This window comes from Acinetobacter lwoffii (assembly GCF_019048525.1).
GTDB lineage: Bacteria > Pseudomonadota > Gammaproteobacteria > Pseudomonadales > Moraxellaceae > Acinetobacter > Acinetobacter lwoffii_K.
On record NZ_CP077369.1, the window covers coordinates 2829956 to 2845953 of the forward strand.

The 15998-nt window shown below is 39.9% G+C and carries 10 protein-coding genes, 1 pseudogene and 1 other annotated feature; of the genes and pseudogenes, 3 read left to right on the forward strand and 8 right to left on the reverse strand.

Going from position 1 to position 15998, the window contains the following annotated elements:
- Positions 1–169: 169 nt before the first annotated feature.
- The 6 genes from I6L24_RS13305 to I6L24_RS13335 form a co-directional block, all read right to left on the reverse strand.
- Positions 170–3436, reverse strand: coding sequence for a type I restriction endonuclease subunit R (locus I6L24_RS13305; RefSeq protein ID WP_216986178.1), 3267 nt, complete (start codon positions 3434–3436; stop codon positions 170–172).
- Between the two features lie 34 nt (positions 3437–3470).
- Positions 3471–4388 (reverse strand): Abi family protein, encoded by a 918-nt coding sequence (locus I6L24_RS13310; protein WP_216986179.1) that lies wholly within the window; start codon positions 4386–4388, stop codon positions 3471–3473.
- Between the two features lie 187 nt (positions 4389–4575).
- The gene (locus tag I6L24_RS13315) at positions 4576–5949 is read right to left on the reverse strand and encodes a restriction endonuclease subunit S (RefSeq protein ID WP_216986180.1); all 1374 of its coding nucleotides are present in this window, start codon (positions 5947–5949) and stop codon (positions 4576–4578) included.
- Positions 5949–8276, reverse strand: coding sequence for a type I restriction-modification system subunit M (locus tag I6L24_RS13320; RefSeq protein WP_216986181.1), 2328 nt, complete (start codon positions 8274–8276; stop codon positions 5949–5951). The genes I6L24_RS13315 and I6L24_RS13320 overlap by 1 nt, the downstream gene beginning before the upstream one ends.
- A 277-nt stretch (positions 8277–8553) precedes the next feature.
- Positions 8554–9582 carry an IS701 family transposase gene (locus I6L24_RS13330; protein WP_080632252.1) on the reverse strand — a complete coding sequence of 343 codons (1029 nt, stop codon included), beginning with the start codon at positions 9580–9582 and terminating at the stop codon, positions 8554–8556.
- A 233-nt stretch (positions 9583–9815) separates the two neighbouring features.
- Entirely contained in the window at positions 9816–10169 is a 354-nt protein-coding gene (locus tag I6L24_RS13335) for a helix-turn-helix domain-containing protein (protein WP_005103547.1), read from the reverse strand.
- A 660-nt stretch (positions 10170–10829) separates the two neighbouring features.
- Between I6L24_RS13335 and I6L24_RS13340 the strand changes: the two genes are divergently transcribed.
- Positions 10830–11962 (forward strand): IS3 family transposase gene (locus I6L24_RS13340; protein ID WP_227548722.1). Its coding sequence is split into 2 segments (ribosomal slippage): positions 10830–11082 and positions 11082–11962, totalling 1134 coding nucleotides; the frame shifts between segments, so codons are not numbered across the junction.
- Positions 11963–12022: 60 nt separating this feature from the next.
- Positions 12023–13170: pseudogene (locus I6L24_RS13345) on the forward strand (IS3 family transposase); the annotation flags it as partial.
- Positions 12226–12342 (forward strand) — a sequence feature (AL1L pseudoknot). (Overlaps the previous pseudogene by 117 nt.)
- 1 nt (position 13171) lies before the next feature.
- Here I6L24_RS13345 and I6L24_RS13350 read toward each other — a convergent pair.
- A complete protein-coding gene (locus I6L24_RS13350) occupies positions 13172–13405 on the reverse strand; it encodes a hypothetical protein (protein ID WP_005265709.1) in 234 nt (77 codons plus the stop codon).
- Positions 13406–13602: 197 nt separating this feature from the next.
- Complete coding sequence (locus I6L24_RS13355; protein ID WP_000991568.1) at positions 13603–14658, reverse strand: aromatic ring-hydroxylating oxygenase subunit alpha; 1056 nt, start codon at positions 14656–14658, stop codon at positions 13603–13605.
- Positions 14659–15002: 344 nt separating this feature from the next.
- Here I6L24_RS13355 and I6L24_RS13360 point away from each other — a divergent pair, with 344 nt between their 5' ends.
- On the forward strand, positions 15003–15992 hold the full coding sequence (locus tag I6L24_RS13360; protein WP_005090782.1) for an isopenicillin N synthase family dioxygenase: 990 nt from the start codon (positions 15003–15005) through the stop codon (positions 15990–15992).
- Positions 15993–15998 lie beyond the last annotated feature (6 nt).

Sequence of the window (15998 nt, forward strand, 5' to 3'; positions counted from 1 at the left end):
ACTGTTCAATCAACGTGACAAATTCTTCTTCAGGTGAAATCACTTCTTACATCCTTCATAATGGTGAATCATATAAAGCAATCGCCCTAAAAGTTACTGGATGGGTATACATTCAGTGAAGTTATTGCTGATTTTAACTGTTGCATGCGTTACCCGAACCTGTGTTCCTTTAACTTCTTAAATCCTTTTCCTTACTCACCAACACATCATAAATAATATGCGCAAACTGCCTCATCTTTGCAGGATCGCTCATGAGCTGTGTCATTTGCTCCGCATGAGCTTCATTACTATCCAATACGGCGTCATCCAATGCTGTATCAAACTCACCGAGCATCGCTTGTTCACGGGTATTGTTTTGGATCTGCTTCATCATCCGTACGTTCTCAGACATCTTATCTGCCACGGTATGCACATAATTAATCATGTCTTTATCGGTCAGCTTATCCGTGATAAAGATCTCATTCACACGGCTTAAAATCACTGACAGGAAGTCTTCTTTCTTGTCTTTCGCCTTGGCTGTACCCAAATCATTCCCAGGTTCAAGTTTATGCTCAGTACTGTCTGCTTTAAGCTGAATATCCTGCTGACGAAGCTTAGACAAGCGGTAATGGCTCATCGCCACATTGCTCAGATCAATCTCATCTTCATCTGCTGCTTGTTCACGCAGCATTGGGCGTAGGTTACGCGCAAAAAGACTGAGCTTCTCAAGTTCTTGATCGTCATACTCCACGATCTGAGACATAAACTCATAGAAACGGGTAAAGCTACCTAAGTCCTTTTTGAAGATTTCCAGAGCATCACGGGCTTTCTTCGCTTCTGCAAACTCATTTTCAGCATTGGCTATCAGTACGGCGTCACCTGTCTGTTTACAGCGTTCTAAACGGTTCTTGGTGACATCATAGTCATAAATAGCTTGCTTATAACGCATCTGCCAACGCTGTAGAGCTGGCTTACAGATGTTCGCGAGGGCTGCACTGGATTTATTTTTGCTGTAGAAGGCCTCAACGAACTGTTCTACCTCAGTCCAGAGGAAAATACCTGCGGCTTTCAGCTTTTCAAACAGATCATAAACCTGATCGGGATTGGATACATCCGCCAGTTCTGCCGTTTGATAATACGGTTGGAAAGCATCGAGAATGTCTTGTGGATCGTTAAAGAAGTCGAGCACAAAGGTGCCTGACTCCGCTTTACCCGGATAGGTACGGTTTAAGCGCGATAAGGTCTGTACGCATTCCACGCCACCCAATTTCTTATCGACATACATGGCACACAGTTTCGGCTGGTCAAAGCCGGTCTGGAATTTATTCGCTACAATCATCACCTGAAAGTCATCGCTATCGAATGCCTTACGCATCTCACGACCTTTCAGATTCGGATTCATATTGCTTTCAGTAAATTTCTGACCTAACAGATGACTACTGTCTGCATCATTGGCATTAAATTCTACATCGCCTGAGAATGCCACCATGGCTTGAATGTTGGCATAGTTCTGTTCAGCAATGTATTTATCAAAGGCTTGTTTATAGCGTACCGCTTCTTTACGAGAACTGGTCACCACCATGGCTTTGGCTTGCCCACCGAGTAAACCCATAATATTTTTCTTAAAATGCTCAATGATGATATGCACTTTTTGCGAGATATTATGATCGTGTAAGCGTACCCACTGATTCAGCTTGGTCTTGGCTTTCTTGGCATCGACCTGAGCATCTTTTTCTTCGATCTTCTGCTTGAGCTTGTAGATGACTTTATAGTTGGTGTAATTCTTGAGTACATCCAGAATAAAGCCTTCTTCAATCGCTTGGCGCATGGAATAGACATGGTATGCCACAGGAATATTGGTTTTAGACGGCGGCATACTTGGATCGGGCAAGCGCCCAAACAGTTGTAAGGTTTTATCCTTTGGTGTTGCAGTAAAGGCATAGAAGCTTAAGTTTGCACTGCCCTTACGTGATGCCATCACTGCATCGAGTACATCTTCAGAAGAAAGCTGTTCATCTTCTTCACGCTCTTCAATCATCAGGGTTTCTTTGAGCTGACGCGCCGTGGAACCGCTTTGCGATGAATGGGCTTCATCGGCAATGACGGCGTATTTACGTTCTTTTAAGCTGGTACTGTTTTCAATAGCACGCAGTACAAACGGGAAGGTCTGAATGGTGACAATAATGATCGGCTGCGCCATTTCCAAGGCTTTGGCTAGTTTCTCGGATTTAGAGCCATCACCTTCTTTATTGTTAATCCGCCCCACGACGCCATCGGCATGTTCAAACTGGTAGATCGTATCCTGAAGCTGTGCATCCAGAATGGTTCGGTCTGTCACCACAATCACCGAATCAAACATCTTTTTATTGTTGGCATCATACAGACTGGATAGTTGATGCGCCGTCCATGCAATCGAGTTGGATTTCCCTGAACCGGCACTGTGCTGAATCAGGTATTTTTGCCCTGTGCCTTCTGCCAATGAATCTTGAACTAAGTTATTCACCACTTTCCATTGGTGATAACGGGGGAAAATCAGGCTTTCTTTTTTATATTTGCGCCCTTCCCAGTCTTCCTTTTCTTCAATCTGTAAATGAATGAAGTTACCCAAAATATTCAGCAAGCTATCCGGGGTTAAGACTTCATTCCATAAATAGCCTGTGGCGTATTCATTGACATCTTCAGGCACATCATTACCTGCACCTTGATCTTTAGTGCCTTTGTTAAATGGCAGGAAGTAGGTGCTGTCACCATTCAAATGCGTCGCCATGTAGACTTCATACTGGCTTACCGCAAAATGCACCAATGCACCGCGTTTAAACATCAGCAACGGTTCAGGCTTATTGGTTTCAGGGTCTTTGGGCAGTCGGTTTTTTCGGTACTGTGTCGTGGCATTTTGCACAGCCTGTTTGAACTCGGACTTGAGCTCCAGAGTTGCCACAGGGAAGCCATTGATAAACAGCACCAGGTCAATCCGCCATTTTTTGGCTTGCTTGCCTGTTGCCTCTAATTCGGCTTTGGATGTATATGGGCTATACACCAGTTCAGGCACGACACGGCAGATGTTTTGCTGATAGCGTTGATTCAGTTCAGGGTTTAAGCCATGCTCAGGTTTAAACTGGCAAAATGAGAAACGTACCCCACGGGTACGGATACCATGCCGTAATACGCCCAATGTGCCATAACTGCGAGATTCGACATCGGTGGCATTGATGTCAGCTTTTTTAAGCTGAGCCACCACGGTATCTAAAAAATGGCGTTCGGTATCATTCGGGAAGATGTTTTTAAACTTCTGCCACTCTTTGTCTTGGGTCTTTTGCACAAAGTCTAAAACATCCTGTTCATACAAAGCTTTTTCACGGTTATAGCCTATACCTGAACCAACAAGCCAACCATGGCTTTGCATTTGCGCAATAATATCTTTCTGGAAGATAGTTTCTAAAGTTGCATCCGATCTCATGTTTCCCCTACCCCTAAATACCCAAATTTCTTTATTACGGTTCTATTTGCCAAACTGGATAGCTTTGCCAATCTTCAGGGAAGCCCATCGCTGTTTTTGATATGTTGTGATGTGTCAAAAGTAGATCAATCAGACGTTTACGCCATGTATGCTGCGGGGCGATTTTGTCCATGAAATAAAGCAGAAATACCAGACTGTTATAAATCTTTCGCTCTGCCGAGTTGCTATGTTCAAAATTGCATTGCACCCGAAGCCCTATCGGTTTACTGCGTGGCTTGGCGATGGTTTTGGTGAATTTGCGGTTCCATAGTCTTGAATGATGAGCACAGGTATTTCTTAAGTAGACAAAATGCTGTAATAAGCCTTCAAACTGTGTTTCATCGCAATCAAAATGACTGGAAATGGCTTTACGTGTCTGAATCGGTGCCAAGAGCTGATACCATTTGGACAGTTGACCAAAACTCATGACTTCGCAGGTGGCCCAGATTGGTGGTAATTCAGGCTCATCATAGGTGTGTTTATAGTGTTCTATAAAGACTTCATCTGCGCGGGACACTTCAGTTTTCAGTGATTCGAGTAAGCTTTGCCATCTAAAGGTGGGTTTAAAGTACTGACCTTGCAGATAGGCGTGACAACCATGCCGATGTGCCAATTCATAGGCAAAACGGGTCCGAACGGCAACTTCCAGGCGTTCTATGGCATCCAGGATGAGTAACCTTAATTCACGATCAAAAACATATAACTCTAAAACCTGTTCAAAACTGGTCTCTGGTTTAAAGCAATGTGGTGAGTGGGTATCTTCAAATGGAAGCCAATAGGCACCTAAGCGATAATAATTGATTTGCTCTAGGTAAAATTGTGCCTGTTGTTCATTGGCAAATTGCATGCCACGCGCTTTTAATAATTCGATTTGTTCAGCAAAAGTTTTGGCAGGCTTGTTAAAAGATTTCATAGATGGCTTGCCCCTATTTTTATATTTTTTAGGGCGCTAGAAACAAGTAACCCGACAGTTTGAGGATGCAATTGCTTGCCTAGCCTTGTCGGGTGTTGTTGAGCATATAGTGAATCATTGCAATTATTTATGCAATGATTTTTTGTATCTGCTGGAGTACGCATTGGTTTGAGGCAGCTCAGCATACTCACGAGCTTATCCCCGTTTTGGCTTCATTGGGGTGTTGCCAGTTACGAACATCAATCTTGCCTGTCACCGCAGATGAAATAAGAGCTATACGGCGTTCCCTTAATGTACCCACAAACTTATATGCTTGATTTATGAGATGCTCAAATTGATTTAATTTGTCATCAATATAGTTAGCAATTTCTCTTTGCTCTTCTTGAGAAGGAACTACAACAACGAGTTCTTTAATATCTTCTAGGCTCAATTGAATTTTAGTACCGCCATATCCTGAGCCTAAAAGTTGCTCTTTAGCAGTGTCAGATAATATGTAATATGCCAACCATCTAGAATCATATAATTTTTGTGGTCTGCATAATGCAATATGCTGACTAACATAACCATTTCCAATAGATGTATCTGCTACGCAAACAGAACCTAAATCTGCCGTAATAGAAATAAGTAAATCACCGACTTTAATCTTTGATCGTTCACCTTCACTGCCTTGTGGTGGTTCAACAAACTGTAAAGATTCTAATTTAGGCTCGATAGTATCTCGTGTTAAGTTAGCTATACGAAAAAATAATGATCCTGTATCAGCATAATATTGTGCCCATCCACGAGAACCACTTGTAACAAAATCCAAAAGGTATTTATTGGGTTTGACTGTCCAATGCTCAGGCACTTCCCCTAACCATTCCACACCTGAATCTTTCATGCTGACATCAGGATTTAAACCTTTGGTCACTGCATGACTAATCACTGCTTGACGCTTTTCTTTAAGCAGTTCAATCAGCTTTTCTTGTTTAGCAATTAAAGTTTCAATTTTTGCGGTTTCATGGTCGAGGAAATTAACTATGCTTTGTTGCTCAGACAATTGAGGTATCGGCAATAAATACTCTCTCAAATCATTAACATTTAGGTTTCCAACTCCTCCACCTACTAAGGTAACTGCTCCATGCAAGGCTTTGACATAACTTGATTCAGTTAAATAAATAAAAAACTCGTTTACACAAACCAGTTGGATTAGTCGTAGGTGAGTCAAACTTACAAAGATAGAAAATTCAAAATCAACATCAATAATACAGCCTTCACCAATAGTACCCACTCGGCTTAAGAGAATGTCACCTTTTTGTGGTTTTCTATTACGTGTAAGTTCATTGTGTTTTTCTTGGGATATAAATTTATAGCCTTTAGTCAAATCAACTTTTTTCTTTTTGACATTTTGCGCTGATAAAAACGGAATACCCTCATTTTTATATTCAGGAGTAGCAGCAACACCACATGTAATAATTGGTGCAAAATGATTTAATTTCCATACTTCCCAATGGCTAGGAATACTACCTAGCCATTCTAAGCCTGAATCTTGATACTCAGCATATTTCTCATATTTAGCCATTAAGAATGCACCTCTTGCAGAAGAGCCATAATTTCACGGCTGACTGCATCCAAATCTGCATCAATCTCACTTAAATCACGTGGCGGTTCATAGACATAAAAGTGACGGTTAAACGGAATTTCATAACCCACAATGCCTATTTCGCTATCTTGTGCATCACGCTTATCGGCATTAATCCATGCATCAGGTACATGCGGTTGCACCTCACGCTTAAAGTAAGACTCGATTAAATCGGTGGTGCTTTGGCTTGGGTCAAGGGCAATGTTCTCCGCATCACGCAAATCACCATCCTGTACAAACTCAACCACTTTGCCTTTATAGCTAAACTGACCATATAGCGGATTTTCTGCGCCTTTCACCACTTTGTTCACAACTGGCTCAGCATCAGCATTCTTCCAGGTAATGGCATCAATAAATTGCTTCTTCTCTTTAGTCTCAAGCTTCACATTGGCATCTTTTAACGCTTGCTTTAGTACATCATCAAAGGCATTAAAGTCATCACATTGCGCTGTACCAATCTTGGTTTGCAGGCTTTCAGCTTTACGCATCAATAAACGCTGTTCTAACCACAGTTTTGGCTCAAGCACGGTCTTGATATCTTTTTCTTTCAGCTCGCTAAATTCAGCTTTAATCAGCGCACGGATTTCCACCTCAAACTCGTCAAGCTGACCATAGCTGTCTTCTGTCCACGTTGTAGCGTATTGCGCATACACTTTTTGCATCACTGCATTAAAAGGCTTCGGTGCAAAACGTAACGATGCGACGGCGTCGTCACTCACCTGAGCAGATAAACGCAATGGACGCTCAATGGTCACACGGCGGTAGCCAAACTCGTAGCTATTAAAGATTTTGCTAGAAAAGGTTTTAGCAGCTTCATTTTTAGGATTAGCCGATTGACGACCACGATTAGATTTAACCTCTGTAGGTTTATCCAGTTCACGTGCATCCGTCACTTCAAAGTCACCATAACTGCGGGTAATCATCGCGATATCATCTTCGCTCATTTCATTACGCTTAGAGCCAAGCGACTTACGCATTTTGCTGTACAGGTTACTCCCATCAATCAGCTGTACTTTGCCCTTACGTTGAGTCTCTTTTTTGGTGCTGAGTACCCAAACATAGGTCGCAATACCGGTGTTATAGAACATATCGGTGGGTAGCGCGATAATCGCTTCCAACAAATCTGCTTCTAAAATATAACGGCGGATTTCACTTTCACCACTGCCCGCACTGCCTGTAAACAACGGCGAACCATTCAAGATAATACCAATACGACTGCCTTGCGCCGTGCTGTCGTCTTTATTGCGCATCTTGCTGATCAGATGCATCAGGAACAGCAAAGAACCATCCGATACACGTGGCAAGCCTGCACCAAAACGACCTTCAAAACCTTTTTGCTCATGCTCGTCTTTGATGTCTGATTCGATCTTTTTCCAGTCCACCCCAAATGGCGGATTCGATAGCATGTAGTCAAACTTCTCATAGGCCAACTGGTCATTGGATAGCGTATTACCCAATTTGATATTACGCACGTCCTGACCTTTAATCAGCATATCCGCTTTACAGATCGCATAAGACTCTGGGTTTAACTCCTGCCCAAAAACGCGCATTACCGCATCAGGGTTATGCTCATAGACATATTCCGAACCTGAGGATAAAAACCCACCCGTACCCGCCGTAGGATCGTAAATGGTCCGAATAATACCGTCACCACTCAGCACATCATCATCCTTACTGAATACCAGACCTGTGGTTAAACGAACGATGTCACGTGGGGTAAAGTGTTCCCCTGCAGTTTCATTTGAACCTTCAGCAAAACGGCGGATCAGCTCTTCAAACACCAAGCCCATTTCATGGTTAGATATATTTTTTGGACTGAGATCAATTTTAGGATCTGAAAAATATTGAACGACTTTGTAAAGCAAATTGGCATCATCCAGGAGACCAATAAATTCATCGAACTTGAAGTGTTCAAAGATTTCACGTGCATCTTTGGAGAAGTTTTGAATATAAGTATTGAGGTTTGAACGAATGTCTTTTTGACCCAGGCTGCCTAAATCCAGCTCGGAGGTATTAAAAAATGACAGGCCATTGGTTGCCTTTAGCAGCATTTTTTCTTTGGCTTCTTCTGGCAGCGGCATGAGTTTCACTTTTTCATTGGCTGCCAATACATCTGCCTTACTGTCTTCAAGTACACACTCTAAACGGCGCAACAGCGTAAATGGGAGAATGACACGACCGTATTGCGATTGTTTGAAGTCACCACGCAGCAAATCTGCCACCGACCAGATAAAAGCTGCTACTTGTGAAAAATTATTATTTGTCATTAAAAAATACCGCTAGCACTCAGGCTATAAAAACTTGAAATTTATAGTTTCATTGTGCCTGATTTACAACATGTTTTGCTAGAGATAGACTGTACAAAAGAATATTAATTAGTATGCCTATGAGTTTTTTAAGTATTATAGGACTTACGCACTATTATTTATAGATTCTCTGTGGTAGCAGATGATTTTTATCGAGAATAAAGTCATCAATGAAGTTTTTGATAACTGGTCTAAATAATTTCTTCTGCCAACGATATACATTAGGACTTACGCACTATTATTTATAGATTCTCTGTGGTAGCAGATGATTTTTATCGAGAATAAAGTCATCAATGAAGTTTTTGATCATTGGTCTAAATAATTTCTTCTGCCAACGATATATATTTTCAAAGATCCGCTCAAACTGGTTCTTTTGTATCTCAACGTAGGCCATCAAGGCTGAAAAAATATGATTCAAAATCAGTTTAGATCGTCTTACTTGAAACTTTTCAATATGACAAACTTGTTTAATCACCCGGTGATATTGCTCTATTTTCCAATGACTTGAATGTAATTCATGAAAACCTTCAAAGGACAATAAATCATCTTCATCTTGATGCACAATATAAAACCTCTGCTGTTCTTTTAACTGAGTCTTAAATAATTGTACAAAGCCAAAATCTTTGAGCCAGACCACTTGACCCTGATGGAAATCTGGCAATAAACGCAGTTGAAACCATTGTCCTTTTTCTGGGGAAACCTTACGGTTACAGTCGATACCAAACATAAATCGAATACCATATTTTCTTATGGTTTTTAGATTTCCAGTCGATGAATACCAACTATCACCTGTAATAAATTGAATCTTTGCACCCCAACTGAGTACTTCACTTAACATATCCATAAAGTAATCATTCTTGGTTTTACTTTCAGATTTGTCATAAATTCGGAAATTAATTGGAATATTTTGACCATTTTGATCTGTCGCATACAAGGTAATGAGATTAATACCCTTGACGGATCGGTGGTGTTTGCCTGACCAAAAATAGCTAACCAAGTCCATATGTTGACTATATGGTTTATCTAAAACAGTATCATCAATACTGACTATAAGTTTATTATTATCAATATGTTGAATTGATTCTTGATATAGGTCGTGAGGTGTGTAGTCTTCACGCTCTAGAAAGCGATTTACACTATCATGCGAGATATTATAAGTCTCGGCAAGTTGTGTGCAGCTAATAGAGTTCGGTTCTGTCATGAGAAAGCCCATATAAATGGGTAATGTACAAGTTGCTGTAGAAGCATGTTTAATTCGTCTGATCACAGATACTTTATAAAGTATTTTAATACTTTTTTGAATCCGTCAATGCGTAAGTCCTATATTATTGAAAATAAAGAAATTTTTAGATTTATGCTCAACGATGAGCAGTGGGACAGATTGAAGGTTGATATAAAATACACCGATCATTAAAAGTTTGTTCTAGTAAGCCCTTCACGTCTGTCCATACCATTTTGGTACTCCCTCAAACCTATCAAGCTCTTTATCGTGAAGGTATATCACCAATCTAATTCTGGCTTTGCGGTCTTTATAACCAGTTTTTGAGTTCGTTTATTATTACCTGAGGCTTTTTTGCGAACTTTACCTTTGAGCTTAAGCAACTGTATCGGTGAAAATGATACTTCAGGTATCAATTGATCTAGATTACCCAACATATTGAGCGCACCTAAAATAGCGATCAGCTCTACTAGTCGAACGTCGCCTTTCTCCGCATTAAGGACAGCTCTCCGACTAATCCAAGCTTTATTAGCAATCTCCGCTTGTGTCATATCTTGATTCAATCGGATGCGTTTTAGGCGCTCACCTATTACTGACGCAATATATATCGGACTATCATTTTCGGAATAATTCATTATTTATTATCCTCATCTAGCTATGTGTTGTGCCGCCGTCATATAAAAATCTAGTCAAAATACCAAAATCTTTAGATCCAAATATGGCACAGCTCTCATGTTAGTTGCCAGTTCTTTGTTAATATCTATGCCTAACTAAATGCGCATTTACCCTAGCTAAAACTGAACATAATGAACGTCCCATCATCAGTTTCCGATGGACTCAATCTTGGCCGCTCTTCCGTATAAATAAAATAAGAAAAATACAAAACACAGTTAAACCAGTCACATTCAAAAACAAAGAATCAATAACTTAAATAAAAAAATCTATCTAAGCAAACCCTTAGCCTAGTTTAAAAAGAATTCAAATTCATCAAAAACCACTCACATTTATAACCATTTTCTTGATCTTTTTTTTGAAATTAACTTTTTAAGCATGTCTCTATATACATTAAAAAAATAAGGAGTGAACCGTACCAGGTTTGTCGGAGAGTCAATATTCTGAGAGACTATCCCGATGACAAAACCAAACTATACCCCCGAAATTAGAGAAAGAGCGGTTCAATTATTGATTGAATCTGAAAAAGATTATCAGAGGTGGATCAGGAAATTTGAACAACACCTATAAGTGATATTTTGCTCCCCAAATGATGTTATAAACATCAATATATGGAGTATTTTATGACACGTAGACCAAGAAGAAATCATTCAAATGATTTTAAAGCTAAGGTAGCACTTGCTGCGATTAAAGCAGAAAAAACACTTGCTGAATTGAGTGCTGAATTTGATGTTCATCAAAACCAAATTATTGACTGGAAAAATCAATTGATTTCGGCTTCCTCGCAAGCCTTCGATCAATCAAAAGCTCCAGCAGAACCACCCATTGATCTAAAAAAACTACATGCAAAAATCGGTGAGCAGGCATTAGAAATTGATTTTTTAGAAGGTGTGTTGAAGAAACTGGGCCGCTTCAACCACAAAAGTTAATCGACGACTCACTTCAGATTTCAGTATCTAAGCAAGCTAAGCTACTGAAAGTCTCCCGTGGTTGTTATTACTATCGCCCAAAACCTGTGAGTGCATCAGATCTGAAGCTGATGCGCTGTATTGATGAATTACATATGCAATACCCTTTTGCAGGTAGCCGTATGATGCGTGATTTATTGAACCGTCAAGGACATCATATAGGACGACGTCATACACGTACTTTAATGAAAAAAATGGGCATTAATGCGTTATATCGTAAACCAAATCTAAGTCAGGCCAATCAAGCTCACCGTAAATATCCATATCTGCTCAAAGGATTGAATATTCAACGGAGTAATCAAGTGTGGGCAACGGATATAACGTATATCCCTATGGCAAAAGGCTTTGTCTACTTATGTGCTGTGATTGATTGGTACAGCCGTAAGGTGCTTGCCCATAGCGTATCGATTAGTATGGAGGTTGCATTTTGTATAGAAACATTAAATGAAGCTATTGAAAAATATGGTCGACCTGAAATCTTTAATACAGACCAAGGCAGTCAATTTACCAGTGATGCGTTTATTGAAGTGTTAAAATCAAATGACATCCAAATCAGCATGGACGGTAAAGGTCGTTGGGTCGATAATGTGATGATTGAACGATTATGGCGGAGCGTTAAATATGAGGAGGTTTATCTCAAAGCCTACAGCAATGTTTTGGATGCGAAGAAGCAATTAAACGCATATTTTGAATTTTATAATTTGAAACGACCTCATTCGAGTCTGGACAAAATGACTCCAGATGAGTTTTACTATGACCAGCTACCACAACAAAATAAGGTAGCTTAACTAGAGCAGAATATCACTTATAAATAAGCTTTTAGTTGTTCAAACAAGTGGGACCACCTCTATCCTTCTACTTGGGCTGCAATCACAGCAATTGCGCCTAAGATTGGTTGTACTCCTGAAACACTTCGTGCCTGGCATCAAAAATACTTAGATCAACAAAATCCCGCCAAAGTACAACAGGTATCTGACCAAGAAAAAATGAAGCAAATGGAACGTGAAATTAAAGAATTAAAACGTGCCAATGAAATTCTACGTAAAGCAGCCGCTTTTTTCGCCCAGGCGGAGCTCGACCGCCCACACAAATAATGGTGGATTTTATCCTTAACAATAAAGATCGATATGGTGTTGAGGCGATTTGTAGGATTTTACCGATCGCTGCTTCAACCTATTACCGGACTTTAGATCTCACAGTAAATCCAGAACATCGAGCGAAACGAGATTTACATGACTTGCAGCATGCTGAGGAGATTAAGCGAATTTGGAAAGAAAGTTCAGGTCGGTATGGTGTGCGTAAGGTCTGGCAACAACTGAAACGTGAAGGCTATGTGATTGCACGTTGTACAGTTGCTCGATTGATGCAAAAGCTAGGTATACAAGGTGTTTGGCGTGGTAAGAATAAACAAACCACCCGTAACCGAGATGACCAAAAACGGGCAGATGATTTAGTGAAACGTAATTTTAATGCTGATCATCCAAACCAACTATGGGTGGGTGACTTTACGTATATTCAAACTCATTCAGGCTGGGTATATACCGCATTTGTTAATGACGTGTTCTCACGAGCAATTGTTGGATGGAAAGTATCTACACGGATGAATACAGATATGGTACTCGATGCATTGGAGCAAGCATTGCACGATCGAGGCATGCCAAAGAATGTGATTCATCATTCCGATAGAGGTGTTCAATATCTTTCTATTCGCTATACCAATCGTTTAGAAGCTGCAAATTTACGAGCATCAGTCGGTACAACTGGTGATTCATACGATAATGCTCTGGCTGAAACGGTGAATGGCTTATACAAAACAGAGGTGATTGAATATTTAAAAGCAGATTGGCAAGGTTTAGCAGATGTACAACTTGCGACACTAAACTGGGTAGATTGGTTCAATAAAAAGCGTGTACACAGTGCACTGGGTTATGTATCGCCTTTTGAGTTTGAAGCAATGTACTATGATAAGATTAACCCGTTAGGTCAGGTGGCCTAACTTAAATAAAAAAGTCTCCGACAAACCCGGTACGGTTCAAGGGGATATGCATAACGGTACTTGGATTGACCAAGGTAATAGAAGCTACATCGTCGAACTTGGCTTTCTTTGAGTTTGCGAGATAGTTCTTGATTTCAACTACACGAGATTCTGGAACACGCAAAACTTTTGTAGGTTCATCATAAAGAGCTTTACGTCCTGCCCCTTCTCTACTTCCACCATACTGGTTTACCATCTATGTCTCTCCCTGTATAAACTTGATATTGTAACAAAATCAAGTTTATTAATTAGAAGAAGCTAAGACAATGAAATTACGATAAATGGTTAGTCACTTTTATATTAGTATTTCTGCGAAATCAATCTCTAAAAATATAAGGGAAACTATTTCCCTTATATTTCAACCAATCGTGAGAATCAGGTTATCTTATATCCCTAGACCACATATCTTTTACTTAATCCCCATTCTGCCAATATCCGTCTATATGTCGTTGAAGATTTGTCTGCTGCAAAGTGCGCCTCCATTGAAACATCTAATGGAAGTTCTTCCGGTTTTTGACTCTCAACAATATCCTGATCCTCTGCAAAAATTTGTGCATTGAAGTCATATACAGCCTGTAGGTCACCCGTCGTATCAAAATTACGTGTCAACGGAACAAATAGCCTGGTTTGATTATGCGAAACAGGACAACAAGCATTCAAAATTTTTAAAATCCCATTGTTAGGAAAATAGACAGTAAGTGTTGCCGAGAATGGAGGATATACATCAAATTCTCGTTTCCATAAGAAATTCTCTGGCTCTAAATGTCTCAAACTATGAGGAAAGTTACTTACTGTAGAGATATAAATCGTTTTAAGTCCATAATCTGTTCTTTCAGTTTCATATTTTGGCACTACTGGATTATCACGATCAGCGAATGCCTTGTTATGCACCCAGGCAAAATGTGCCACATCGATAAAACCTTCAAGCTGACGACCACTAGAACCTGCTATATCAACAAATGGTGGGAGTATTGATTGATGTTCATCTGAATCCCAAGTTTCAAGAACTGGAAAATTAGCTTCACTTTCATCACGGCTAAATAAGCTGGTCCAAACTAGTCCATATTTCTCAACTACAGGGAATTTAGTTAAGGTGAACCGATCTGAAATTTGGGTAAGTTCTGGTTGAGCAGGGATTTTTACGCACTTACCTTGTGCGTTATAGTTGAGCCCATGATAGGGACAAACAATATTTTCACCTTCTACCCATCCTTTACTTAATGGCACTCCTCGATGTGGACAGATATCTCTTACCAGATGAATTTCTCCACTTTCAGTTTTATAAATAGCCATTTTGACATCAAGAAGCTGAACTTGCTGCGGTTGAGTCGTTACATCCTGGATTTGAACTACCGGATACCAATGCTGCGCTAGAATATTCCAGTCATTTGGGTCAAATTGACTACATTGTGGCTGAGTGAATAAATTGAGAACTGGTATTGCATTCATTTTAGCGCTGCCCCTCTTATAAGTTATTGATTAATTCAAACTTCTTAGCATTGCTGCATCATGACTTTTTCTTTTCTATCTGTCTATTAAAGACTTTAGGAATGGTATTTCTAATTTTTAGAACACTTTTCTTATTATTGTTCTTCTTATCTAAACTTAACGAATAACTAGCATTTTATAACTCATCACAATTCTTAATTGATGCTGAATTACTTGGACTCCTATTACTACTCTGACTTTATTTAGTGTTGCCTTTTTGGCAACGAGTTGAGCGAGATTCTCTGCTATGCACGGAATTAAATTGTCATTAAGTTGATAACAACAAAGTTCAAAGAGCCACAAAAATGTTGACATACACACCACCTTCTACGGCTAAAAGTATTCCAGTAATCGACTTAAGCGACAGTTTTTCCGATAACCTGGAAAACCGGAAATCTGTTGCGTGGGAAATCCATAAAGCATGCAGAACAACAGGTTTCTTCTATATTAAAAATCATGGTATCGCTTCTGAAGTTCTCCAAAAACAATTAGACATTGCAAAACAGTTTTTTGACCTTCCGATTGAAAAGAAACTAGAAGTTGATTTCAAAAACTCCAAATGCCTTCGTGGTTATGAACCAATGGCAGCTCAAACACTTGATGAAGGCTCTCCTCCTGACTTAAAAGAAGGGTTCATGTCAGGGAAAAATCTAGATTCAAGTCACCCATATGTCCAAAAAAGCTATCCACAACATGGGCAGAATCAGTGGCCTGAAGATCTTCCTGAAATGAAGACCCAGACCGAAACCTATATTCAACAGACTTTAAAACTGGGTAAGCATCTAGCTGGCCTATTGGCACTTTCTCTTGGGCTTGAAGAAAACTACTTCGAGGCAGGCTATGATGAAACTGTCATTATTACCCGTATGCTTCACTATCCTCCTCAATCTGAAAAAATTGTAAACAATCAGCTAGGGTGCGGTGCGCACACTGATTGGGGGTTACTGACGCTCTTATTGCAAGATGAAGTAGGTGGACTAGAAGTACGCAATAGTGAGGGTGAATGGATACGTGCACCTCACATACCAGATACTTTTATCGTAAACCTCGGTGATTTAGTCCAATTCATGACTAATGGACTCTACCTCTCAAATATGCACCGTGTTTTCAATAGTAAAGCAGGTGTCTCACGTTATTCGGTTCCAACCTTCTTTGACTTGGATTACGAATACAAAATCAAAACGCTGCAAAATTTAGGTGATCAATTTAAGGCTGAACCTAAAGAAATGACTGTAGGTGAGTACCTAGCCTATATGTATCAAAAAACTTACGCATCGAAAAAAGAAGCCGTTTAATTTATT

Excerpts from the sequence above, each read along its gene's own strand:
- I6L24_RS13305 (WP_216986178.1), bottom strand. The coding sequence starts at position 3,436 with ATGAGATCGGATGCAACTTTAGAAACTATCTTCCAGAAAGATATTATT.
- I6L24_RS13310 (WP_216986179.1), bottom strand. The coding sequence starts at position 4,388 with ATGAAATCTTTTAACAAGCCTGCCAAAACTTTTGCTGAACAAATCGAA.
- I6L24_RS13315 (WP_216986180.1), bottom strand. The coding sequence starts at position 5,949 with ATGGCTAAATATGAGAAATATGCTGAGTATCAAGATTCAGGCTTAGAA.
- I6L24_RS13320 (WP_216986181.1), bottom strand. The coding sequence starts at position 8,276 with ATGACAAATAATAATTTTTCACAAGTAGCAGCTTTTATCTGGTCGGTG.
- I6L24_RS13335 (WP_005103547.1), bottom strand. The coding sequence starts at position 10,169 with ATGAATTATTCCGAAAATGATAGTCCGATATATATTGCGTCAGTAATA.
- I6L24_RS13350 (WP_005265709.1), bottom strand. The coding sequence starts at position 13,405 with ATGGTAAACCAGTATGGTGGAAGTAGAGAAGGGGCAGGACGTAAAGCT.
- I6L24_RS13355 (WP_000991568.1), bottom strand. The coding sequence starts at position 14,658 with ATGAATGCAATACCAGTTCTCAATTTATTCACTCAGCCACAATGTAGT.
- I6L24_RS13360 (WP_005090782.1), top strand. The coding sequence starts at position 15,003 with ATGTTGACATACACACCACCTTCTACGGCTAAAAGTATTCCAGTAATC.